Source organism: Gordonia sp. CNJ-863 (assembly GCF_001942325.1).
Lineage (GTDB): Bacteria > Actinomycetota > Actinomycetes > Mycobacteriales > Mycobacteriaceae > Gordonia > Gordonia alkanivorans.
In genome coordinates, this window is the sequence record NZ_MKKG01000017.1 from 50,501 (window position 1) to 71,959 (window position 21,459).

A 21,459-nucleotide genomic window follows, 5' to 3' on the forward strand; every position below is an offset into this window, starting at 1 on the left:
TTCTCAGAATGGCCTTGCTGATACCCGGAGCCACTCGCTGGGGATCCTCATGTCGGGGCGGAAGACAATCTGATTTCCACCTCCGAGCAGCACGCCGCCAGCGTACACGTCTTGCGGTGCGACAAATCCCTCGAAGTACCGGACACCGGCGGGTACTTCGATCGTCGTCACGGCCGTGGCTTTATTGCCCCACAAGGGATTCAGGGCACTGTCGATCCGCGCTTGAATCGGTCCGAGTGGTTCAACTCGTGTCCAGAACTTCCCGAATGGCCCTTCTCCCGCGGTTCCAACTCGATACAAGGTCATCGGTTCGGTCGTCACTTTCTCGGTGTAGATCGCCCCACGGAAGGAGTCACGCGTCTGTTCGAGTAGTGGGCCAGGATTGAGGGGTCCGTACGTGTCGACGATCTCGTCACCGGAACAGGGCATCAGCCCAAACGGATCGCAGGTTATAGCGGGGTTGGTTGGGTAAGTGTGCGGATTCGGTGCCGGCGCCAGACCGAGCGGGTCGGGACTCAGGTAGCGCCCGGTGTCCGGGTGGTAGTAGCGATGCCGGTTGTAGTGCAGCCCAGTCTCGAGATCGAGGTACTGGCCTGGGTAAGACCAAGGGGTCGATACGCCCGTCCATGCGGTTTCGCCGTAGAGGGTCCGGACTGATCGGCCGGCGATCTCCCCGCTGCCCGGGTCAACCAGCGCGGTCGGCGAGGCGATCTGGTCGGTGACGATCGCGAAGAACTCACGATCAATCTCGGACTGTGTCCATCGGCGCGCCGAGGGTGGCACAGCAGCAGTGTCGTTGCCGAGGTTGAGACTGAACTCACGGTCCTGGTCTGCTCCTTCGGAGGAGTCGACGTCGGTGAGGCCAATCGGCTCAGAAGTAGTTGTCTGCGCCAGCGGTGCGTACGCGGCCGGCGAGTAGGCCCAGGTTGTGGCCTGCAACCACTGATCGTCGTCGGGCATGGGGTCGGTCTGCTCGACGAGGTGCTCCCCGTGCCAATGGAAGCGCGTGGTTTCACCAGTCGACTGATCGGTCTTCGACAGTCGCCGTCCCACGTGGTCGTAGGTGTAGGTCCACACCGTCCCGTCCGACGTGGTCACCGACCGCAGATGATCGTGGGCATCCCAGGCGTAGTGCCACACATCTGGTTTGCGTGACAGTCGGCGACGACTCATCGAGATGACGCGACCCGCAGCGTCGTAGCGGTAGGACGTGCGACCGTCGTCCACGAGGAGAGTGCCGGAGTAACGGCGGCGGCCCTTCGTGCCCTTCGAGGCTCGGCTGGCGCCTCGCACCTCAGGGAGCAGCGGGTCGGTAGCGCCACGCACCTCCGGGCTACTGCTGCTCACCCCTGTGGATACGTAGTCGGTGATGTTGCCCGTGGCGGCGTACGAGAACTGTTCGGTCCCGGCAGGACTGGCGGCCTCGACGACCCGCCCGAGCACGTCGACCCGATAGTCAGTCCGACCGGCAGCCAGTGTCGACGTCGACGCGGTGAGAATCCCGTCGGAACGGTAGCTGTACTCCGCGGCCGCGACCGTTCGGTCGGGCCGCCTCTCCCCCACGCCCGCTGCACCAAGTCCGAGGTTCAGCGCCGCCGGGCGCTCAGCAACAGCGATGACGGAACGTCCGGTGAGACGTCCCACCGGATCCCACGTCGAATCGATCGCTGCGCCTTCGAAGCGCCGCCGCTGTTCCCGTCCGGTCGGGCTGGTGGTGATGTCGCAGGAGCGTCCCGCAGTGGACAGGAAGCCGAGGACACCCCGCGGGTCGTAGCCGTACCGCGTGCTTACGCCGGTCGGCGACGTCAGCGACGCCAGGCGTCCGGCGCCGGTCCAGGCGGACTCGATGATCCAGTCGCTCCGACCGTCGTGAACACCGGTGAGCTGCGGTAAACCCGCGGCCGTGTAACTCGTGTGCCAGCGTCCGAAGACACCGGTTGCTGCGTCCAGTCGCCCCGCCGCATCGAAGCTGTATTCCGTTGTCTCCCCGTCGAGGTCAGCATTGACCGGATCAGCAGTCAGGTCGCCGATCAGTCGTCCGGCAGCGTCGTAGGTGAAGAACACCGTCTGCCCGGCAGCGTTCGTGCGTGACGCCAGCCGACCCTCGTCGTCGTAGGTGTAGCTCGTTGTTGCGTTGTTGAAGTCGGTCTCCGACGCCAGCGTGCCGTCGGCGTTGTAGGTGTAGGTCCACACCAGGTCGTCGGGGTTGGTGACCGCCACCAGCCGACGTGTGGCGTCGTAGCTGAACTCGGTGCGCGACCCGTCGGCGTCGATACGTGCGACCGGCAGGTCGTAATGCCCGTACTCCCAACGGGTCACCGCACCGACAGGATCGGTGTACGCGATGCAGTTGCCTTCGCCGTCGTACTCCCACCGCGACTGGCCGCCATCCGGTGCCGTGACACTCGTCCGGTTGCCCATCGCGTCGTAGGTCACCACGGTCTGTGCGCCCTCGGCATCGACGACCTCGGTCGGACGCCCCAATCCGTCGTAGCTGATTCGTGTGGTGTTACCGAGCGTGTCTGAGATCGTGACCGGGAGGCCGGCAGCGTTGTTGCGGTATCGCACGACGACGCCGTCAGGATCAGTGTGCGACTTCAGCGCCCCGTGCTCGTCGTACGTGTAGCTGGTCTCCGCACCGGCATTGTCGACGACGCTGGTCGGCGAACCGTCCTCGTCGTAGCCGATTCGCGTCGTGATGCCGCCCGGTTCGACGATCCGTTCCGGACGACCGGGCCCCGCGTAGACGACGTCGGTGACCTTCCCGTCCGGTGCCGTGACCTGCTCGACGTCGCCGAAGGCGTTGTAGTGCAGCATCGTACGCGCACCGCCTGGGCTGGTGATCGACAGCGGCTGACGGTTGGCGTTGTAGTCGGTGGCGGTGATCCGCCCGGCGGGGTCGGACTCCTGACGCACCCGACCGTCAGGGTCAACGCCATAGACGGTCGTCGCGCCGACAGCATCGCGATACGTGGTGTACGACCCGTCCCCGTCGGGACGCAAGTGATACTCGAACCGCCCCGACCAGACCCCGTTCATCCCGGACTGGATGGTCACCCGACCGAGATCGTCGTAGGCGTTCCAGTACTCCATGCCCAGCGAGTCGCGCCACCAGGTCATGCGCGCAGCGTCGTCGTAACCGAAATACGTTGTGGCGCCCTCCGCATTCGTCGACGCCGCGAGGTTGCCCTGGTGGTAGTCGAAGGTGCAGAGTTGCTGATCGACGGGTAGGCCGTCCAGTCCCGCGGTGAGCCGGTAGCCGAGGAGCCGCGCGCCGTCGCACTGTACGTCGATCCGGTAGCCGGCCGAGTGTTCCACCGCCGTGGGCCGTCCGCGTTCGTCGAAGATGAACTCGATTCGGTTCTGGTGACGGTCCGTCATCGCCGACACCGCAATGCTCCCGGCACGCACATCGATCCCGCCGAGTTCGGGGATCGGGACGAAGAACCAGCTCAGGCGGTCGCGGATGTGGGTGACCTGATAGCCGCCGGTCGGGGTGGTCCGTAGCTCCCAGTCGGTCGCGTTGACACTGCGCGACACCGAATCGCCTTCGGGCTTGGGGAAGTTCGTCATCGTGCCGTCGGCGTCGACGATGGTGACGAGGTCGTCGCCGACGATCGCCCGCGCGTCGAAGGTCGACGGTGTGGTCGGGCCCATCCAGCGGCCCCATCGATACCTCGAGCGATGACGATGCGTTAGGTGCACCGGGAGTACGCCCGGCAACTCGACGTCGGTCAGCGGCAGGAAGTACTCCCCCGATGCAACGTTGACCGGTTCGCCGTTGCTGCGGCATTGGGTCGGCGCCTCGTTGCCCTTGCTGGTGTCCGCCCGGTCCGGCGCGTGGTCGTCGGTTCTGCCGGGGTTCGCCGGGTCGTGGGGTTCCCGGGTGTCGTGGTCGATATCGGGCGTGTCCGAATGAGGACCGTTCGGTTGGCCGGGATGGCGCGGTGACGAGTCGGGATCCGGCGTCGTAGGACGTGGGTTCGCGGTGGGTGATCGGTCCGGTGCGGCCGGTCGGTCCGGGAACAGCGCCGCCGGGATCGGCCGGTCGTCCGGGGTGATCCGTGTGGTCGCGGGAGTCCCCGGGTCGCGGTCGGGCGTGTGCCGGACAGCGGGTTCGGGCGCGTGGTGGAGGTTCGACGGTGCCGGTCGGGCACCGTCACGCGGAGGGACCGCCTCGGGTGTGGCCCGGGCGGGTGGGGTGCGGTCGGGAGTGGAATCGGGTGTACGCGGCGGTGCCGCAGGCGCATCAGGCCTGTTCGGTGTGGCCGTGTTGACTGGTGCGTTGGCCGGTTTCGACTGTCCGGCGTCGGGGGTGCTGTGTGGCGTCGGTCCCGTGTGAGGTCCGGTGACCGGCGCGACCGGGGTGGTCGGCGAATCGTTCGACGGGCTACGGGACGGGGTGTCGACTCCCGGGTGGGGACCAGTCGCCGGAGCGTCGGCGTGCGGCGCCACGGGCGTGGGTCTGGCCGACCCCGGTGCGTCGGAGTCGGTGCGCGGAGCCGCCGTCCCTGGGCGATCGTCGGCCGCCTTCGGCGGGTGCTGACCGGTGGGCTCGTCGGTGCGGGCCGGGCCGTGTCCGGGGCCGTCTCCATCGGACTTGGACGGAGTCGGTTCCGGTGTGCCGGTGACCGGGGCACCGTCGCGGTCGGTGGCACCGGTGTCGTCGGTCCGGACCGGGTTCGGCTGCGCGGCGTCGCCGTCCGGGTTGTTCGACGGCGGGTCGTGGCGGTCGACGCTGGGCGCATCGTTCTGGTCGATCGGGGCGTGTGGCGTCGTGGACGGCGAGCTGGTGTCAGCTGCGCCGAGCCCCGTCGGCGTGGTCGTCTCACCGCGGTCGGGTCCGGGCGGTCGTCGTCTCCCAGGGGCCGAGAGTTCGGGGTGCCGTCGACCGGATCGGAGGACGTCGGGTCCGGTCCGTCTCCGCGGGGCGTCGTTTGCTCGGGTGTCGAGGTGGGTGCGGGTCTGTCGGTGTGGGTTCGACCGGTGGAGAGCCGTCGAAGGCGCCGCCGACGGGTTGATCCGGTGATGTCGGTGGAGCGTCGGGACGTGCCGGTGGTGCGTCCGGTGTCGGGGTGGGCGACGAATCGACGGCCCCACCGGCCGGAGTCCCCTGATCTGGAACCGAGGACGGTGAAGGCACGTCGGGCTGGGCACTCGTCGTCGAGCCATCGACCTGCGGTACCGGCGGGCCGTCGTGCGTGATCGGCAGATCAGGTCCGTCACTGCCAAGAAGGTCGGATGACGGTGTGGCACTGTGACTGCGGGCGTTATGTCGGGCGTGGACGGTTGCGGGGCAATCGGCGACGGTCCGGTCTCGCGCGACACCGGATCGATGCGCGGCGTCGGCGAGGACGGTGTCGGCGAATCCGGCGTCGGGAGATGCCGCGTGGTCTTGAGGCCCGCGGTGAGTGCCGCGGTCCCCTTCGGGCCGGGCGCGACCGTCATCAGGATGTTGCCGGTCAGGTTACCGAGGGCCTGCGACGGGTCACCCGACCATCCGGAGCCGATGAACCCGCGGACGAACTCATCGGGGTGTGCCACCTGATGCACGAGGCCGGCAACCAAGCCCGCGGTGTTGCGCGCGTATTGGTGGGGGTTGGTGACGTTGCAGATGTTGGTCGGGTTCAGCATGTTGAGGGCTTTGACGACCTCGGTCACCGATCCGATCATGCCCGCTTCGAAATGGTTGAAGGCGGTGAAACCGGCTGTGCCGATGTCCTTCGCACTCATCTGCGCCTGCTCGAACGCGGAGGGCATCGGCGGTGCGAGGTTCGCTGCGCCGCTGAGTTCCGCCTTCGTGCCAGGCGCCGCTGAATTGCGGTGGTCCCGGCCGATTTTCAGTATTCGACGCGCCTCTTCCCGGTATCCCGGCCAGGGATCTGGTCCCGGGTGAACGGGCGGGGTGTCGCGGCGGTTGTTCTGGTAGTCGTCGAGTTCGGAGTTGTACTGTCTCCGCTTCTCGTCCCACTCGGCCTGCTTGCGCTTGCCTTCCTCCCACACACGGACCGCCTCGGCCGCCTTCTGCTGGGCGAACTCGACGACGCCGGCCCAGCTCGTCAGCGCGGCAGCGGCTTTCGACGCCGCCTCGGCCGCCGCGAACCATTTCGGCACCTGGCTTCCGATGGCGTCGCCGAAGCCCTGCGCACCATCCCCGGTCCAGTCGCCGGCCGAGATTCCGCGTAGCCCCTCCCCGGCGCTGGTGAAGTTGCCGGCGAAATCGGTGAATTTCCCGGCGAGTTCCCGGATACCCGCCGGGTCACCGAGGACCAATTCCTTGGGATTGTTGGTGCGCTCGAGTTCCAGCTCGTCGGGCATCGCACCCAGGGAGTTGGCGACGTCGTCGCCGAAGTCCTCGACAGTGGCCGCGATCTTGTCGAGGCCGACGGTGCGCAAGCCGCTGCCGAGGAGGTCGGTGGCGCCGTCGACCACTTCCCCGAGGAACTCTTTGCCGTCCTCGAGGAAGTCGAACATGCCCATTCAGGCTGCCTCGGTCATTGATTGCCGTTCGGTACGGCAGGATCGGGATCGGCTGGGGCGTCGGCGGTGAAGCCGTTCTCCTGGAATCCGCCGATCGTGTCGGTGACCGACGACACCGGGTTGACGGCGTGCTTCCCGATCGTCCCCATGTCGTCGAGGAACGTAGCTCCGGTGGCGCTGAAGAACTCCTTGTGGCGCTGCATCTCCTCGGGGGTCAGGGCCCACTGCGGATTCGTCACGGCGTTGCGGTTGTGGTCCCAGAGGTCACTCCAGGACATGTCCTTGCTCTGCTCGGCGGTCAGGTTGGGGTCGCCGATGAGGTCCATGGTCCAGTCCTTGAGCTGGTTGGCCGCCCACTCTTCCTCACGCTCATAGTGGCTGGCTCCCAGCCCCAGGCCCCGCGACACTTCAGCGGCACCGGTCACCAGGGCCCGCACGCCCCATTCCCAGCGATCGCAGTACTCTTCGAGCCCCGACTTCGGGTCGGCGTGACCGATGGTCTTGCCGTCGAGGTCGAGGTCCCCGTACCCGCGACCCAGGCCGGCGGAGTATCCGGAGCCGACGCCGGTCTGGCCGAGACCGTCGATCACCCCGTTGATTCCCGTGCTCGCCTTCTCCAGATCCGCCGGAGTGACGCCCAGGTTGTCGGTCATCGGACGATCCCACCTTCGTCGTCGTAGAAGCAGTGAGGTGTCAGTTCCTTGGTGGGCGGGAACGTCATCATCTCCGACGTCGCAGGGTCGACGACGAGGCCTGTCGGCTCGGGAGCTTTGTCGAGCACCTCGTCGATCAGTTGTTGGCCTGCGAGGTCGACGTAGGTGATCTCGGCCGGATCGCGGTCGGTGAGGTCGGCGAAGTCGCGCAGACGCTGTGGCGTCGTGAACGCGAGCATCCACGCAATGCCGCTCTGGGTCAGGGTGAAGAAGCGGCCGTGGACGTCGAGCGGCACCGCCAGGCGCGCCTCACGCAATGCGTCGTACAGCTTCGGCGGGTCGCCGAACCCGGACAGGTACGCCCGCACCTCACCCGCATACGTCACAGTCATCGATTCCCCCGACAGTCAACCCCGTGCCGGATGATGCTAATTCACCCGGACCCGATCCTCACGGCGGCTGTCCACAGGGCGGACCCATACACGCGCCCCACGAGGCACCGGACTCGCCAATTCCGTGCCGACGGCTGTCCGGCGGTTAGGTTCGCGGCCGTTCAAGGATCCGTGTTCGACGACGTACCCGAACCGATACGTCCGTCGAAGTCCTGGTCGCTATTTGTCCGACTTGTCGCACTCATGGATCTAGGAATCCGGGGCTAACAGGACGTTCTCGTGACCTCGCCCACTTTGAGTGGCCCTTCTCAGGCTCTGCTTAAGTCTCTGTGGGTAACCTCGCCGTGTCCTCGCTGAGACCGAACTGTTACCTAACCTGAGACGGAAAAGCTGTGCCTCGACACCGACTGAATGCCCACAACTCGCTCCACGCGTTGCTCGACTCGACCCCCCGTAGCCGCCGACCCGGACGGCATCGTTCAACCGCACCGTCCACTGTAGGCAAAGCGGTCCGAGTCGGCGCACTCACCGCATTCGTCGGTGCCGTCGGACTGACCGCCGGTACGGCCGCCCAGGCAGCTGCACAGCCCGCCCCCGCACTGCCGAAGGTCGCGCTGCCGGAGAGCGTGAAGATGCCCGCCGGTCTGGTCCTGCCGCCCGAGCTGGACAAGATCGCTCGCGACGTGCTCCCGCCGTCGGCGTTCACCCCCGGCGTTCCCGGCCACCCGGGCATCCGCAAGGCCGTCAAGCCGGTCAGCGGCACCGTGACCTAGGGCTACGGTCCGCGGTGGGGCACCAACCACAACGGCGTCGACATCGCCAACAAGATCGGCACCCCCATCTATGCCGTCACCGACGGCGTCGTCCTCGAGTCCGGGCCTGCGTCCGGCTTCGGCCAGTGGGTCCGCGTCAAGCAGGACGACGGCACCACCGGTGTCTTCGGCCACGTCGACCAGAGCTTCGTCCGTCCCGGGCAGCATGTGACCGCCGGTCAGAAGATCGCCACCGTCGGTAACCGCGGCCAGTCCACCGGCCCCCACCTGCACTACGAGGTCTGGGATGCCAACGGCAAGAAAATCAACCCGCAGGTGTGGCTGAACCAGCGCGGCGTCCACCCGTGACGGACGCTTCTTCCTGAGCCCTAACGTCGGAGCCGGCGTGTACTGCGAACCGCGTACACGCCGGCTCCGACTGCTAACACGGCCATCCCGGCCAGCACGGAGGTGAGCGGCAACGTGAACGCCACCACCACGCACCCGATGACACCCACCACCGGGATGGCGCGCGCGGGACGGTTCTCCTCGCGGGTCAGCGTGAACGCCGACGCGTTGGCGACCGCGTAATAAAGCAGCACACCGAACGACGAGAACCCGATGGCCGCGCGGACATCCGCGGTCGCGGCGACCCCCGCCACCACCGCCCCGACCACCAACTCGGCGCGATGCGGAACCTGCGTCCGAGTGTGGACGGCGGCCAGCGCCCGCGGCAGATGACCGTCCCGGGACATCGCGAGCACGGTCCTCGAGACACCCAGGATGAGCGCGAGCAGGGACCCGATCGCAGCGACCGCCGCGCCGACGCGGACCACCGGGACCAGCCAGTCGACGCCCGCGGCTTCCGCGACCGCCGTCAACGGGGCAGCGGCGTCACCGAGTTCGTCGGCCCCCAGAATGCTGACGGCTGCGGTCGCGACCAGCGCGTAGACCACGAGGGTGAGTCCCAGGGAGATGCCGATCGCGCGGGGAATGGTGCGGCCGGGGTCGCGGACCTCCTCGCCCAGCGTCGCGATCCGGGCGTAGCCCGCGAAGGCGAAGAACAGCAGGCCCGCCGCCTGCAGCACGCCGAGCACGCCGGCGTCAGAACTCAGCGACAGACGGTCGGGACTGGCGACGTCCGACGTGAACGCGGACGCCACCACCGCGGCCAGAACCGCCAGGACGAACGCCACGATGATCCGCGTCAGCCACGCCGCCTTCTGCACTCCCGCGTAGTTCACCGCGGTCAAAGCGACCACGGCGGCAACCGCGATGGCGTGGGCATGATCCGGCCACACGTACACCCCGACCGTCAGTGCCATCGCCGCGCACGACGCGGTCTTGCCGATGACGAACGCCCAGCCGGCGAGGTATCCCCAGAACTCGCCGAGGCGCTCCCGGCCGTACACGTAGGTGCCACCCGAGACCGGGTAGATAGCCGCCAACCGGGCGGAAGATGTTGCGTTGCAATACGCAACGACGCCCGCGATCGCGAGACCGACGAGCAACCACGATCCGGCAGCGGCTGCCGCCGGCGCAAGCGCTACGAAAATTCCCGCACCGAGCATCGCCCCGAGGCCTACCAGCACCGCGTCGTGAAGACCGAGCGCCCGACGCAGCGGGGCCTGGGAGTCCGTCATCGAATTCCTTTGTTCAGTGGTTGCACGACGCTGTGGAACCTGAAGCGTCGCTAGGGCGAGGCCGCGTGGCCGCTATTGAGTGTCGGGCCTCGGGCTCGGCAACCGCCACCCGAAGGTCGCGGTCGGTGGCGCGTCTTTCGCGTACAGCCGTGCGGGGCGTCCGCCGCCGACCCGCGTCGCAGGTTTACCCTCGGCGTCGAGCTGCGGTGCGAGCAATGGTTGCGCGCGCCGGTTGAACGAGTCCCGCATCAGCCGCCGTCCGAGGATCGCTTCATGCAGTTCCCGCAGCTCCGACAGCGTGTACGGAGGTCGCAGGAGATTGTCCGGGTCGGGCTGGTCTTCGTAGCGTTCGCGGAGTTTGTCGGTGGCCGCTGCAATGATCTCGGCGTGGTCGTAAAGGACCTGCTCTCCTGACGCCAACTTCCCCGTTGACGTCACGGGTGCGAGTTCACCCGTGACGTCGGACAACTCGGCGGCCGGCAGGGCCACAGCATGCGCGACCGAGATCGTCCATCCCCGAGGATCCCGGTCAGGATCACTGAAGACCGCCAGCAGGTGCGGTCGGACGTGATCGGGCGACAGCCCCAGTTTCAGTTCGAGCACCTCGCGCACCGTCTCCTCGACGGTGCGCCGCTCCCGAACGAACCGCCCCGGCAACGCGGATCTACCCTGCTCGTCGCGCTGGATCACCACATTCAGCGTGCCGTCGGAAACGGTGAGAACCGCGATGTCGACGGCCACGTTCGGTCGCGGGTAGTCGGTGAGCGTCGTCGAACCAGTGGCCACGAACAAAAAGACTATGCGAATGTCTGCGCAAAGATCTATTCTCAGAAACGCGCAAAGTCACCGTCTCGCGCGAACGTCGAGGCGGAGGAAGGAATGACAATGAAACTCTCCGCTGCTCTGGACGTCGAGATGGTGGCCCATGAGACCGCCGATGAAGTGACCGTTCTGCTGGAACTGCAGGCTCCCGCCGGACCAGAAACCACACGCACCCCCACTGCTGTGCAGGTGGTGCTCGACCGGAGCGGGTCGATGTCCGGCAGCCCGCTCGAGGGTGCGAAGAAGGCGCTCGCCGGTGTTGTCGCGCAGCTGGATCCGTCGGATGCGTTCGGCGTGGTCACCTTCGACGACGACGCGCAGGTGGTCGTGCCGGCCGCTCCCCTGGCAGACAAGCAACGCGCGGTGGACGCGATCGGGTCGATCGAGGCGGGTGGCTGCACCGACCTGTCGTCGGGGTACCTGCTCGGCCTGCGGGAACTGCGACGCAGCGCCTCCGCCGTTGGAATCAGCGGCGGGACGGTGCTGATCATCAGTGACGGCCATGTGAACCGCGGCATCTGCGAGGTCGACAAGTTCGCGAGCATCACGTCGAAGGCCTCGGCCGACGGGATCGTGACCTCGACGCTCGGGTACGGGCGCGGTTACGACGAGACGCTGCTGTCGGCGATGGCGCGATCCGGCAACGGCAACCACGTGTTCGCCGACAACCCGGACGCCGCGGGCGCGGCGATCGCCGGCGAGATCGAGGGCCTGCTGTCGAAGTCGGCGCAGGTGGTGACGCTGACCGTGCGTTTCGTCCCGCAGGTCAAGGAGTTGTCGCTGTACAACGACCTGCCGGCACACCAGACCGCCGACGGCGAGGTGATGATCGAGCTCGGCGACTTCTACGCACTCGAGCAGCGGAAGCTGTTGCTGCGGATGAAGGTCGACGGCCTGGCCGCTCTCGGGTTGGCGCAGATCGCGACACTCGAACTCCGGTACGTGGAGACCGCGACGTTCACCGAACACACGGTGTCACTGCCCATCTCGGTGAACGTGGTGCCAGGCGACGAGGCGTCGGGGCGCGTGCCGGATCCGAAGGTCGAGTCGGAGCGGCTCTACCAGAAGGGACAGGCGGCGAAGCTCAGGGCGTCGGAAGCGTTCGAGGCCGGCGACCTGGATGCCGGCAACCAGCTCCTGGGCGAATCGGCGTCGCAGCTTCGACGGGCATCGGCGTTCGCGACTCCTGAAGAGCACGCGCTGATCGAGCAGGAGCTGCAGAGCATCGAGGCGCTGGGTGCGCAGGCGAGGGTCGAGGGCGCGGGGTACGCGTCGAAGATGTCGCGGGACTCGTACCACCTCGCGAACCGCAAGCGGGGGCGCCGGCGGGCGTAGCGGGTTGTTGGGTTGTGGCCACCGGGCTTGGGCTCGGTGGCCACAACCGTTTGGCAGCTCCATCGATGGCGCGCCCCCAGTCGGTGCAGGTTGCGGGCACATACTTAAATGGATTGGAGTTCGCCGACTGGGTTGGGTTCCGTAGGACTGTCTGGTTCAGACTCCACAACGGGCGGGATCAGATGGCGGAATCGCCGCGCCACGCTACTCTGTTCGGCGAGGGTGGGGCGCCGTCGGGGCGCGCGAGCGTGAGGGGGACCTGTGACGACACCGTTCTCGGACGACTCGTTATTGCCTAAGCCTGCGCCGGCGATGCCGGCGAGTCCGGACGGACTGCAATACGTGCTGCGCTCGGAGCGCACACAGTGGGACCGGCGGGCGTCGGTCGCGACGGAGACAGCCGCAACGCTTGATTCAGCCATATTCGACTTGAACGAAGTTGCCGACAGAAACGTGTTCGGAAACTGTATAGAAGGAACAGGTTTTCACAACGCGCTGGTGGCGGTAGTTAACCAACTGATCTCGAACATCGATGACTGCTCAAGACAAGCAGTTGCTCTCGCCCAGCAATGTCGACACGCGGGTCAGGCGATTGCGGCCGCAGACGGGAATGGAGCAGCGGTTCTTGATACTTAGGGACCGCACTTGGCGGATTCTCCTGAGCGCGTCCGTGATCTGCTACGCGAGCATCGGCTGTAGCATCAGCGGATCACCGGCTGCAGTCTCGCCGTTGTCGCAGCAAACTTCCACACCGGGTCAAGTACGCCAAGCAGACGACGCAGGGAACCGCCTCCCATTTGTCACACCATTCCCCAACCGGTGGAACTCGAATAACGATGGAACACAATACGAACCGTGCACCGCAGTAACCACGGACACACTACGGCGATCCGGATTAGTACCCGAATCAGTAGTAGACGTAGCGAAGTCGGACTTTCAAACAGCTAGGGGCTGCCGCTGGAGGTTCGAGGGCAAACAGAGGTCGGCATTGTCACAGTCGGTTGGCAACCTGTCTGATTCCGAAAAGGACGTCCTCGACTACAAAGTGAAGAACCTTAGAACCATGGACTGGTACCCGAACCTGACAATCGATGGGCGAACAGTCATAGTTGGGTCGTTGAACGACCTCGAGTGCACGGCCTCCGTTCAGTCAGGTAACGCAGTCGTGGGAACCACGGTTGTTCGGCTGGGCGGCGAGAACGAGCCGATGGACACGATGTGTCAAAGTGCGGTGGATTTTCTCCGATCAACCCTCCCTCAGATTCCGCGGTAAGCCCGAGTCGCTCGAGCGAGGCGTACACGTCAGTGCCTGGGTGCCAGCTGCATAGAGAGTCTGCCTTATCAGTCCCCGCGCCCACCGTGACGATCCGCGTAGCGCCCGTCGGCCTGTCTCGCCTCGCCGCCGGTGACTCGGCCTGTCGAGCCGGAGCCTACATCGATGACTTCCAACTTACTGTTGACTGCTTACTCACCCTGATTTGCCAGAATGGCAACATGACCGAACAAAGCCTCTGGATGCAGCAAGTCGCCAAGGATCCCGGACACTCCCAGTGGTACGTCGAGCGTTTCCGCACCATGGAGCGTGAAGGTAAGGACGTGGTTGGTGAAGCTCGCTTCATCGACGCGATGGCTGCCCGCGGTTCCCGCATCCTCGATGCTGGATGCGGAGCCGGACGCATCGCCGGATACCTGGCGGCAGTGGGTCATGACGTCGTCGGCGCCGACGTCGATCCGGTCCTCGTCGCCGCGGCGGAGAAGGATCACCCGGGACCGCGCTGGCTGGTCAACGACCTCGCCGAGCTCGACCTACCGGCCTGCGGCATCGACGAACCGTTCGACATCATCGTGTCCGCAGGCAACGTGATGACCTTCCTGGCGCCGAGTACCCGCGTCACCGTGCTGAGGCGATTACGTGCGCACTTGAGCGACGACGGTCGCGCCGTAATCGGATTCGGTGCGGGGCGAGATTATCCGTTCGACGACTTCTTCTACGATGCCAAGTCCGCTGGCTTCGAGGCTGACGTGCTGCTGGCGGCCTGGGATGTCCGCCCGTTCACCGCGGATTCGGAGTTCTTGGTGGCGGTGCTGCGTCCGGCGTAAAAACCAAATGTTTCCGGTCCGCCGCTCTCACAAACGTTGTGCCGAGCGCGAGTATCGCAGCATTGAGCATCATCCGCACACCCAAGACTGCCCTGTGGACAACGTCCTCGATATCCTCACAAGCCCGGGTAACATGCCGGGCGGTCGAAGGGGGAAAACGTGGAACTGGCAGCCGATCTAACGACGTTGCGCGCCGTGTCGCAGGACGTAGCCGCTCTGCATGGCGACATCAGCGAGGAGTGGTCGACGATCACCAAGCGCGCCGAGGATCTGTTCGGTGTCAGCTGGTCTGGGACGGCCGCAAACTCGTATGAAGAGCCGTGGGCGCACTGCTGCGAAGGCGTCGACCATGTCTTGAACGGCCTCGCGACCATGGGACAACTACTTCTCTCGGCTGCTCAGACGTATGGGGAAAGCGACACCTCGGGTGCGAAAGTTATTGAGAGCTCGTCTACTTACATGCCGTTGAGGTTGCCGTGACCTCTGACGACGCCTACCGCATCGAGTTGGCAGCTGTGGAGAGGTTAGTCGAAGACCTCGCGCGGTTCGCGACGGCGGTCGACGAGCGAATTCACACCCTGGACAAGCGAGTCGACGACCTTCACCTCGTGTGGACTGGCGAAGGCGCAGTGGCCCACCGTGATGCGCACACCCAGTGGCGCGAGGGCGTGAAGGATATTCGCGAGGCGATCGTCGAGATTAAAAAGGCGGCAAATCGCTCACACTCGGCATTCAGCGGCTTACAGGAGCATCAGCGAAAGATGTGGCCTTGACGCCACCGATAGCGGTTCGCCCAGCATCGTTCTCGACAGCAGCAAATGCGTTCTTAGAAGTCCATGCCGAGATCGGCCGAACCGTCAACGACCTCTACTTCTCACTGCAGTCGTGCGGCCAGATGGCCGGTCAAGATGGGGCCGGCCGAAGCTTCGCCGCCTACTATGACAAGACGGTCAACGGCGAGCAGAGTCTCTTGGCAGGTATTGCGCTCATGGGGAACGCGTGCGCCAAGATGGCCGAGCTGCTAGACGCCTCCGCGCTCAACCATGCAAACGTGAACAGCGCGATCGGGCTGTGCACGCCGGCTTCTCCCACCGGAAGCCTCAAGAAGCTCGACAAGATTCCAACGCTGTCGGTGGGTTCGTCCTTCGGCGGGCCAGGAGAACCGAGCAACTGGGAGAAGCTGAAGGAGTTCATCGAAGGGGAAATCTTCCCCGATGGAGATCCCGGCAAGCTCGAGAAGGCGGGAGAGGCGTGGACACGCGCGGCGACTTCACTACGCAAGCAGCAGAACGCCGTTCAATCTGCGATAAAGCCGATCGCCGGCGAACGGTCGGCCGAGGTTGTCCCAGCGCAAGATCAAGCATCCCTGATCGACCAGCACCTCGGCGGGATTGCGGAGTCGTGCGATGCCACCGCCAAACTATGCAACCAGTTCGCGCAAGAAGTGCGTGAGACCCGAGACAAGATCGCCGACCTCGTCCGGGAATTGACGTGTGAGCTACTGGTGGCGGCTGCGGTCGGCGTCGCGTTAATGCTGGTGACTTCAGGGCTCAGTAGCCTTTTGGCAACCGCGGCAGGAGTGGCTAAGGCAACGCAAACGGGGGCACGTATTGCTGGCGTGATCCGCGCAATGATGACCGCAGTCGGTCCCGTCTTACGACCGGTTGCGTACGTGCTGGATCCGGTCGGCGCTGCCGCTGGTGATCTGGGCGCACTGATGGGATCGCGTGCCGCGATGTTCGGCATGAACATGTCGAAAGGGTCCGTGCGGGCGGCCGAGCTCGCGGCGGCATTGGAGAGGATCCCCGACTGGGCTCACGACGAGCTCAAACGCGCCGTCGATCCGGACTTCCTCCGCAAGTCGCTGGAAGCAGGCGGCGTACCGAAGAACGTCATCGACGACGCGATAGCTAACAACCCTTACCGCAACCTCACTCCAGAGCAGATCCTGGACCGATACTGGGTTGACGGCAAGGGCTGGGCGTACCCGCCCAACAACGGGTTCAAGGGCGATTTCCACGTGTCCGACAACATCCCCAAAGGCACTCGTCTGGACAGGATAGGTTCGAGCGATGGCGGTTTCATGGGACGTGACGGGGACTCGTATGGAGCACGTGCGCTTTCTCCCGGCAAGACGGGCGCCTACCACGAGTGGGTTGGTACTGGAAAACCGTTGCCAGACGCGTGGGAGGTGCGACATGGCGAAGTTGGGCAAGCGTTTGGGCATCCTGGCGGCGGCGAACAGTGGGTGGTCATAGACAAGCGAACCAATAAGGAAGTATCGATAACCGACCTCGAGGAGGCTGGTGTGATCAGGGACCCGAAGAAGAAGTGATACGAGGGCTCAAGATGGATAAGTGGAGTGGTCTGCCGGACCTGTTGTCGTCGTTTGAGTATTGGTCCGCGGTACAGACAGCGCTCGCGGACGAAGGGCACTTAGAAAGTGCCGCACCACTGTACGGACATCCCTATCTGGATAACGGACGGCTGATCATCCCCCGAGGTCCCGGCATGGCGGAGGACTCAGACGGCTACACCGACTATTCGATCGTTGAAGAGCCCACACTCTTCTCGGTACGCCTCTCGGGCCGAAGCCGTGGCACGCAGATTCCTGAAACGGCGAACGCGTGGTTCGGGACGTTCGACGACGTAGCGAAGTACTTCACCGCCCGACGAGTCGCTGCGCCTACCCGAAGCCGGGTCCAGCCGGACCGAGTGGAGTCGATCAATACCCGCTGGCTGGATCGAGGCCTCGCTCCTGGATGGGACCAGGTCGACGAACCTGACCCCGGCGGCTTCTCGCCGGCAACAAGGTACTTCCGAAGCGACCAGCCGGAGAGGTTCTACTTCACCGTCAACACAGACTCTGCCACATCGTTCGTACTGAACCTCAGCTGGCGCGAACTCAATTCGACGTTCAGCGAAGGACTTTCAGGGATCGAGAGGATACCGATGCCGAAGTTCTCGGATGACTAACTTCGAGGGTACGCCCAGGTCGTCCCAAACGCCTCGTTTGGCGAATGCTCGGACATCGCGAATCACTTCGTCGGCGGGATACCAGCTTTAGTACGCGAAGTCGTCACTGCCCCTTCGAGGTTCGCGAGAGCATCAACCACCCGTGGCTGAACCGCGGGCGGCGTCAGTATCGAACCAGGTCAGGCAACTCCCCCGAGAGGGTTCTCGCCACGACCAAACGGCCGCCACCCTGCACTCTCGACGGTCATCGCAGCGCTAGGTCGTCACGCAGTCTGCCGCTCGCAAACCGAGATGTGACGCAAGCTCAAGGTGCCGCCTACGACGAGCTGCAGGTGCGGGCGTGCACGCACGAAGCGCCGAAGGTCAGTTGTCAATCTCCACGCCATGTCGCACCGCAAACTCGGCTAAGCCGTCGTCGTATCCCTGTCCGACCGCACGGAGTCGCCAGATGCCGTTACGCCGGTAGATCTCGGCAACGATCATCGATCGCTCGGTCGTCGCTGCATCGAGTACCGCTGTGGCGAAGCTGAATTCGGGAGCGTCGATGGTTACCGATAGTGCTCCGACGTCACCAAAGGTGGCCGTCTCAATCGATGCGCCGACCATGATGCGGTCGACGTCTTCACCTACCGCCGAGAGGTTGACCGCTATCCCCTGCTCCCGATCTCCGTCAATACGCAGATGCACTGCGCTGTCCGGGCTGGCGGGCTGGTTGTAGAAGACGAATTCGTCGTCGGACAGCACTTTGTGGTCTCGGTCCAATTCGAAGGCGACGACATCCACTTCGAACGGCGCAGATCGATCCGCCGCCCAGGCGACGTTGACGGTGAATTCGGTGATGTCGAAGGGGACGTCCACCACCGCGCCAGGCGCCAGGTTCCTCGGTACTGGTGCTTGAGTTTCAACGCCGGTCGCAACAATGGATTCTGCTGCATCCGTGAGCGTTTCGCCCGTCATTGTGTCGAGGTGATGCGATTCAAGGATTGGAAGTTGCCTGTCATGTGCTTTTCGTACACGAGGATCCGAATACCCACCATCCAGCACCAGGAGGTGTGTGACGCCGGCGGTGAAGTTGATGGCCGGAGTCGCGCCCAAGCTCGTCAGACGAGATCGGATCGCAGCCGCTTCACCGTGATCGCCACCGAGCACGAGGACTCGACGCCCGCTCCACGGTAGAGCCGCCGGCTGTTGGGATGAACGCATGGACGGGGGCTTCGGCAGTACCTCGATGACGGGGACGGACTTCGGGGTTCCCGGCACGACTCGTTCGACGAGCCGCAGGGCGGTGACCTCGTCGACGAGAGGGATGCCCTTGTCCCGCGCGAACCTCAGCTTGACGCTGTCCGGGGCTCCTCTATTCGCGATCACCAAGCCCGTTTTCCCGCTCACGCTGTTCATCACGTCGAGGCCTGCATCGGTGAGCCGACGAGCAAGCTCGAGACGTGGCAGCGTCGTAGAACCGGTGATGACCACCTTGGTGCCTTGAACCAGTCCGACACTGGTATCGAATCGGCCGGGGTCTGCCCATGGGCAGGGCACGCGGGTGACTTTGTCCGGATATGCACGCGAGGTGGCCCCGCACGCCACAATCGGGAGTTGCAAGCCGAGGTTGTCCGCGAGATCGAGGCTGCGACGGAAGACTTCGAGGAGCACCCGAACGTCGTCAACCGCGTTGTGGGCGTTCAGCTGCGGTATCTGCCAATGACGGGCGAGCGTCGCGAGCTGGGCGTTGGGCACGTCGAGTTGCAAGCGTCGTGTGAGGGTAACCGTGCACAGACGATGAGTGATCGGGAGGGTCACGCCAGCTCGCGTGGCTTCTCCCACGAGAAATCCGTGGTCGAAGTTCGCGTTGTGCGCCACCAGAGTTCGGCCGGACAGCAACTCGTGTAGTTGCGCAACAGCCGAATCGAATGGGGGCGCACCGCGAAGCCTTTCGGGCGTGAGCCCGTGGATGTGCACGGGGCCTGGATCGCAGCCCGGGTTGAAAAACGACGAGTACTCGGCTTCGGTTTGACCGTTGCGGTCGAGGGCGATGGCTGCGACGCTCAGCACGCGGTCGCGGCTCGCGTTCAAGCCGGACGTTTCAACGTCGACCAGAGCCCAGCCTCGATGTGACGGCAACAATTCAACCTCGTCTTCAGGGCGCTTGCGGAGTACGGACGTTGGATTCCTGGCACTGTGACTTCATCGCGGGACGCTATGGGCGCGTCCGGGCTGGGCGCCAGTGCGTGTACTGCGACTCGTGACGCTACGGCACTCTCCCGACAATCTCTCGCACCTTGTTCCGGCCGCCGAGCCGTGTCTGACTCATGGCGGTGTGGGTCGAATGACCCGACCACCAACGCAAATCGTGCGCTCCGGGTACTGGTGTCGACTGATCGGACGAACGGAACGGGTGTCAGCCGTATCCGCTACATTCGGTTCATTCTGTAGCAGAAGGCGGAGGTGGCGGGTTGTCGAAGAACCCTACGACGGTGCCGGTGTGGACGATCGCGACGGATCGCGCGGACGTGCCCGCCGTGATCGGCGAGAACGCGCTCACTCCCGAACGACTAGATAGTCTTCGAACCGCTCTCGCAGCACTCAGTGACATCCCACTCACCACTCTCGAGGCGCACGATGTGCCCAAGGCACTCGACAGGTCGAAGGGCATTCACCTGCATGGCGTCAGTCCACTGGCCACGCAGCTGTCCGAGCTCGTGAAGAAGACCCCCAATGTCGTCCCGGACGGCGGCGAGACGCTGTACAAGATGGTCGTACCCCCGAAATTCGCGTCGCAGTTCGCTTCCGGAATCGTGAAACCGATGGCGTCGTCTAATACCACAAATGGCATCCACAGTGCGCTGTCAGACGGGTCCAAGATAGCCGCGCAGGCGTCCTTCGTTCCGGTGAGCGCCGGCAAGGCAGCCGCTGCCGGAGCAGCTACCGGTTCCGCTACGACGGCGGGCGCAGCCGTGGCTGGTGCCGGCGCGCTGACTCTCGCCGCGCCGCTCGTTCTCATGGCTGTCGCGGTCGGCGTCAGCGCCTACGCCGACCATCAGCGACAGAAGACCATGGAACGGATCACCGAACTCCTCGAGAAACTCATCGCCGATAACCTCGAGGCAGAGCAGCACAGCTTGGAGGCATGCCGCGGCGCGATCGTCAAAGCGACGTCGGTTCTTCTCGACGAGGGACGCATCGGCGCCAGCCTGGGACTCGACTCGACGGTGTTCGCCATCGAAGAAGCACTTTCGCGCGCAAAGTCGCGGATTGCCAAGTGGGAGAAGGAACTCAGCAACCTGAGTGGTGACAAGGTCGAACTCACTCAGCTTGCCAAGCTCATTCCAACGATTGAGAAGGCCGACGGTGAGTTCTACGTCCACGTCGAGCTCGCCCAGCTCGCCATTGCGATGAAGCAACGTGTCATGATCCTGCAGGCCGTCGAGCACGCTCAGCTTTCCGAAGGCAACCCGTTTGAACGGTTCGTCGCGACGTTGCAGGCCGAGAAGCGGGATGTCGACTCACTCGAACAGCGCCTTGAAGCTGTGATACTCCGTTTGTCGGCACTGCAACTGGACCGCTCGCACGGCATCCGGGACGTGGTGTTCTCCTCCGGCGAGGTCGACAAGTTGCTGGAAACGACCCGTCGGCTGCGCGATCTCGGCCAGTCGGTCCAGCTCAGCGCCCGCCAATCGGAGGTGACCATCGAGATCCTTCAAGAGAAGGACGGCTCGGTCGTCGTCTTCCCGGCGATCGCCTCGTGATCTGTCGACGCACCGCAGTGAGCGCGAAACACTATGGCATTCAACGGACGTAACGCAGACCCCAAGGTCGTGCGAGCCAAGCTGGCTCGAATCTGGGAGCCGCACGTCGCACCGCTCAACGAGTTGGCGAACCGTATCGCCGACGCTGAAGGACTCCCCCACGGTCATGTTCCGTACGTCGACCCGGACGCCGGTGGCATTCGAGCACGGATGCTGGTGAAACGCCCCGGGTTTGTCGGAGGCTCTCGAATCTGTGAAGGATGGAGAGCATGGCAGCACCACGGAAGTACAGCGTTGAGCTGAAGGACCGGGCGACGCGGATGGCGGTGGAGGCCCGCAAGGACCCAGCCACGCGACCAGGGGCGCTCAAACGGATCGGCGATCAACTCGGTGTGCACCCTGAGGCGCTTCGCACCTGGGTCAAGCAGGCCGAGATCGATGGCGGGGACCGCCCGGGGACCACGACCAGCGAGGCTGAGCGGATCGCGCAGCTGGAACGGGAGAACCGGGAGTTGCGGCGGGCGAACACCATCTTGAAGCAGGCATCAGCTTTCTTTGCG

At 64.9% G+C, this 21,459-nt stretch carries 16 protein-coding genes and 2 pseudogenes; 12 read left to right on the forward strand and 6 right to left on the reverse strand.

Annotation, left to right across the window (positions count from 1 at the left end; genetic code table 11):
• Positions 1–3 precede the first annotated feature (3 nt).
• The 3 genes from BJF87_RS10645 to BJF87_RS10655 are packed head-to-tail and all read right to left on the reverse strand — an operon-like array spanning position 4 to position 7,525.
• Complete coding sequence (locus BJF87_RS10645) at positions 4–6,474, reverse strand: putative T7SS-secreted protein (protein WP_262338945.1); 6,471 nt, start codon at positions 6,472–6,474, stop codon at positions 4–6.
• 20 nt (positions 6,475–6,494) lie between these two features.
• Positions 6,495–7,133: a hypothetical protein gene (locus BJF87_RS10650; protein ID WP_006359081.1), complete on the reverse strand. Its 639-nt coding sequence runs from the start codon at positions 7,131–7,133 to the stop codon at positions 6,495–6,497.
• Positions 7,130–7,525, reverse strand: a complete 396-nt coding sequence (locus BJF87_RS10655; RefSeq protein WP_035752491.1) for an SseB family protein — start codon at positions 7,523–7,525, stop codon at positions 7,130–7,132. Before BJF87_RS10655 ends, BJF87_RS10650 begins: the two co-directional genes overlap by 4 nt.
• Positions 7,526–7,917: 392 nt before the next feature.
• Here BJF87_RS10655 and BJF87_RS10660 point away from each other — a divergent pair.
• Positions 7,918–8,646: pseudogene (locus BJF87_RS10660) on the forward strand (M23 family metallopeptidase).
• 20 nt (positions 8,647–8,666) lie between these two features.
• On the opposite strand, the gene BJF87_RS10665 reads toward BJF87_RS10660, so the two are convergent.
• Both BJF87_RS10665 and BJF87_RS10670 read right to left on the reverse strand, forming a co-directional pair.
• Positions 8,667–9,920 carry an APC family permease gene (locus BJF87_RS10665; protein WP_075863098.1) on the reverse strand — a complete coding sequence of 418 codons (1,254 nt, stop codon included), beginning with the start codon at positions 9,918–9,920 and terminating at the stop codon, positions 8,667–8,669.
• A gap of 72 nt (positions 9,921–9,992) precedes the next feature.
• Positions 9,993–10,706 carry an NrtR DNA-binding winged helix domain-containing protein gene (locus BJF87_RS10670; protein WP_040004171.1) on the reverse strand — a complete coding sequence of 238 codons (714 nt, stop codon included), beginning with the start codon at positions 10,704–10,706 and terminating at the stop codon, positions 9,993–9,995.
• Positions 10,707–10,805: 99 nt separating this feature from the next.
• Between BJF87_RS10670 and BJF87_RS10675 the strand changes: the two genes are divergently transcribed.
• The 8 genes from BJF87_RS10675 to BJF87_RS10710 all read left to right on the forward strand — a co-directional run bounded on the left by BJF87_RS10675 (position 10,806) and on the right by BJF87_RS10710 (position 17,153).
• On the forward strand, positions 10,806–12,077 hold the full coding sequence (locus BJF87_RS10675) for a VWA domain-containing protein (protein WP_075863099.1): 1,272 nt from the start codon (positions 10,806–10,808) through the stop codon (positions 12,075–12,077).
• Between the two features lie 261 nt (positions 12,078–12,338).
• Positions 12,339–12,713: a hypothetical protein gene (locus BJF87_RS10680; protein ID WP_075863100.1), complete on the forward strand. Its 375-nt coding sequence runs from the start codon at positions 12,339–12,341 to the stop codon at positions 12,711–12,713.
• Positions 12,688–13,350: a DUF3558 family protein gene (locus BJF87_RS10685; RefSeq protein WP_084813176.1), complete on the forward strand. Its 663-nt coding sequence runs from the start codon at positions 12,688–12,690 to the stop codon at positions 13,348–13,350. Before BJF87_RS10680 ends, BJF87_RS10685 begins: the two co-directional genes overlap by 26 nt.
• Before the next feature lie 221 nt (positions 13,351–13,571).
• Positions 13,572–14,177 (forward strand): bifunctional 2-polyprenyl-6-hydroxyphenol methylase/3-demethylubiquinol 3-O-methyltransferase UbiG, encoded by a 606-nt coding sequence (locus tag BJF87_RS10690; protein ID WP_040004168.1) that lies wholly within the window; start codon positions 13,572–13,574, stop codon positions 14,175–14,177.
• A 159-nt stretch (positions 14,178–14,336) separates the two neighbouring features.
• Positions 14,337–14,657 (forward strand): WXG100 family type VII secretion target, encoded by a 321-nt coding sequence (locus BJF87_RS10695; RefSeq protein ID WP_006359072.1) that lies wholly within the window; start codon positions 14,337–14,339, stop codon positions 14,655–14,657.
• Positions 14,654–14,950, forward strand: coding sequence for a WXG100 family type VII secretion target (locus BJF87_RS10700; RefSeq protein ID WP_084813177.1), 297 nt, complete (start codon positions 14,654–14,656; stop codon positions 14,948–14,950). Before BJF87_RS10695 ends, BJF87_RS10700 begins: the two co-directional genes overlap by 4 nt.
• The gene (locus tag BJF87_RS10705; protein ID WP_075863101.1) at positions 14,941–16,512 is read left to right on the forward strand and encodes a TNT domain-containing protein; all 1,572 of its coding nucleotides are present in this window, start codon (positions 14,941–14,943) and stop codon (positions 16,510–16,512) included. Before BJF87_RS10700 ends, BJF87_RS10705 begins: the two co-directional genes overlap by 10 nt.
• 14 nt (positions 16,513–16,526) lie before the next feature.
• Positions 16,527–17,153 (forward strand): hypothetical protein, encoded by a 627-nt coding sequence (locus BJF87_RS10710; RefSeq protein WP_006359069.1) that lies wholly within the window; start codon positions 16,527–16,529, stop codon positions 17,151–17,153.
• A gap of 363 nt (positions 17,154–17,516) precedes the next feature.
• Here the strand turns inward: BJF87_RS10710 and BJF87_RS10715 are convergent, their stop codons facing one another.
• Positions 17,517–19,226: a TerD family protein gene (locus BJF87_RS10715; protein WP_241548920.1), complete on the reverse strand. Its 1,710-nt coding sequence runs from the start codon at positions 19,224–19,226 to the stop codon at positions 17,517–17,519.
• 380 nt (positions 19,227–19,606) lie between these two features.
• Here BJF87_RS10715 and BJF87_RS10720 point away from each other — a divergent pair, with 380 nt between their 5' ends.
• The 3 genes and pseudogenes from BJF87_RS10720 to BJF87_RS10730 form a co-directional block, all read left to right on the forward strand.
• Positions 19,607–20,899, forward strand: a complete 1,293-nt coding sequence (locus tag BJF87_RS10720; protein ID WP_075863103.1) for a hypothetical protein — start codon at positions 19,607–19,609, stop codon at positions 20,897–20,899.
• Between the two features lie 33 nt (positions 20,900–20,932).
• Positions 20,933–21,118 (forward strand): annotated as a pseudogene (locus BJF87_RS26695) (uracil-DNA glycosylase); the annotation flags it as partial.
• 101 nt (positions 21,119–21,219) lie between these two features.
• Positions 21,220–21,459 (forward strand): transposase (locus tag BJF87_RS10730; RefSeq protein ID WP_075863104.1); only part of this gene is annotated, 240 nt, incomplete at its 3' end.

Excerpts from the sequence above, each read along its gene's own strand:
- BJF87_RS10645 (WP_262338945.1), bottom strand. The coding sequence starts at position 6,474 with ATGTTCGACTTCCTCGAGGACGGCAAAGAGTTCCTCGGGGAAGTGGTC.
- BJF87_RS10710 (WP_006359069.1), top strand. The coding sequence starts at position 16,527 with ATGGATAAGTGGAGTGGTCTGCCGGACCTGTTGTCGTCGTTTGAGTAT.
- BJF87_RS10685 (WP_084813176.1), top strand. The coding sequence starts at position 12,688 with ATGGAGCAGCGGTTCTTGATACTTAGGGACCGCACTTGGCGGATTCTC.
- BJF87_RS10690 (WP_040004168.1), top strand. The coding sequence starts at position 13,572 with ATGACCGAACAAAGCCTCTGGATGCAGCAAGTCGCCAAGGATCCCGGA.
- BJF87_RS10665 (WP_075863098.1), bottom strand. The coding sequence starts at position 9,920 with ATGACGGACTCCCAGGCCCCGCTGCGTCGGGCGCTCGGTCTTCACGAC.
- BJF87_RS10650 (WP_006359081.1), bottom strand. The coding sequence starts at position 7,133 with ATGACCGACAACCTGGGCGTCACTCCGGCGGATCTGGAGAAGGCGAGC.
- BJF87_RS10675 (WP_075863099.1), top strand. The coding sequence starts at position 10,806 with ATGAAACTCTCCGCTGCTCTGGACGTCGAGATGGTGGCCCATGAGACC.
- BJF87_RS10655 (WP_035752491.1), bottom strand. The coding sequence starts at position 7,525 with ATGACTGTGACGTATGCGGGTGAGGTGCGGGCGTACCTGTCCGGGTTC.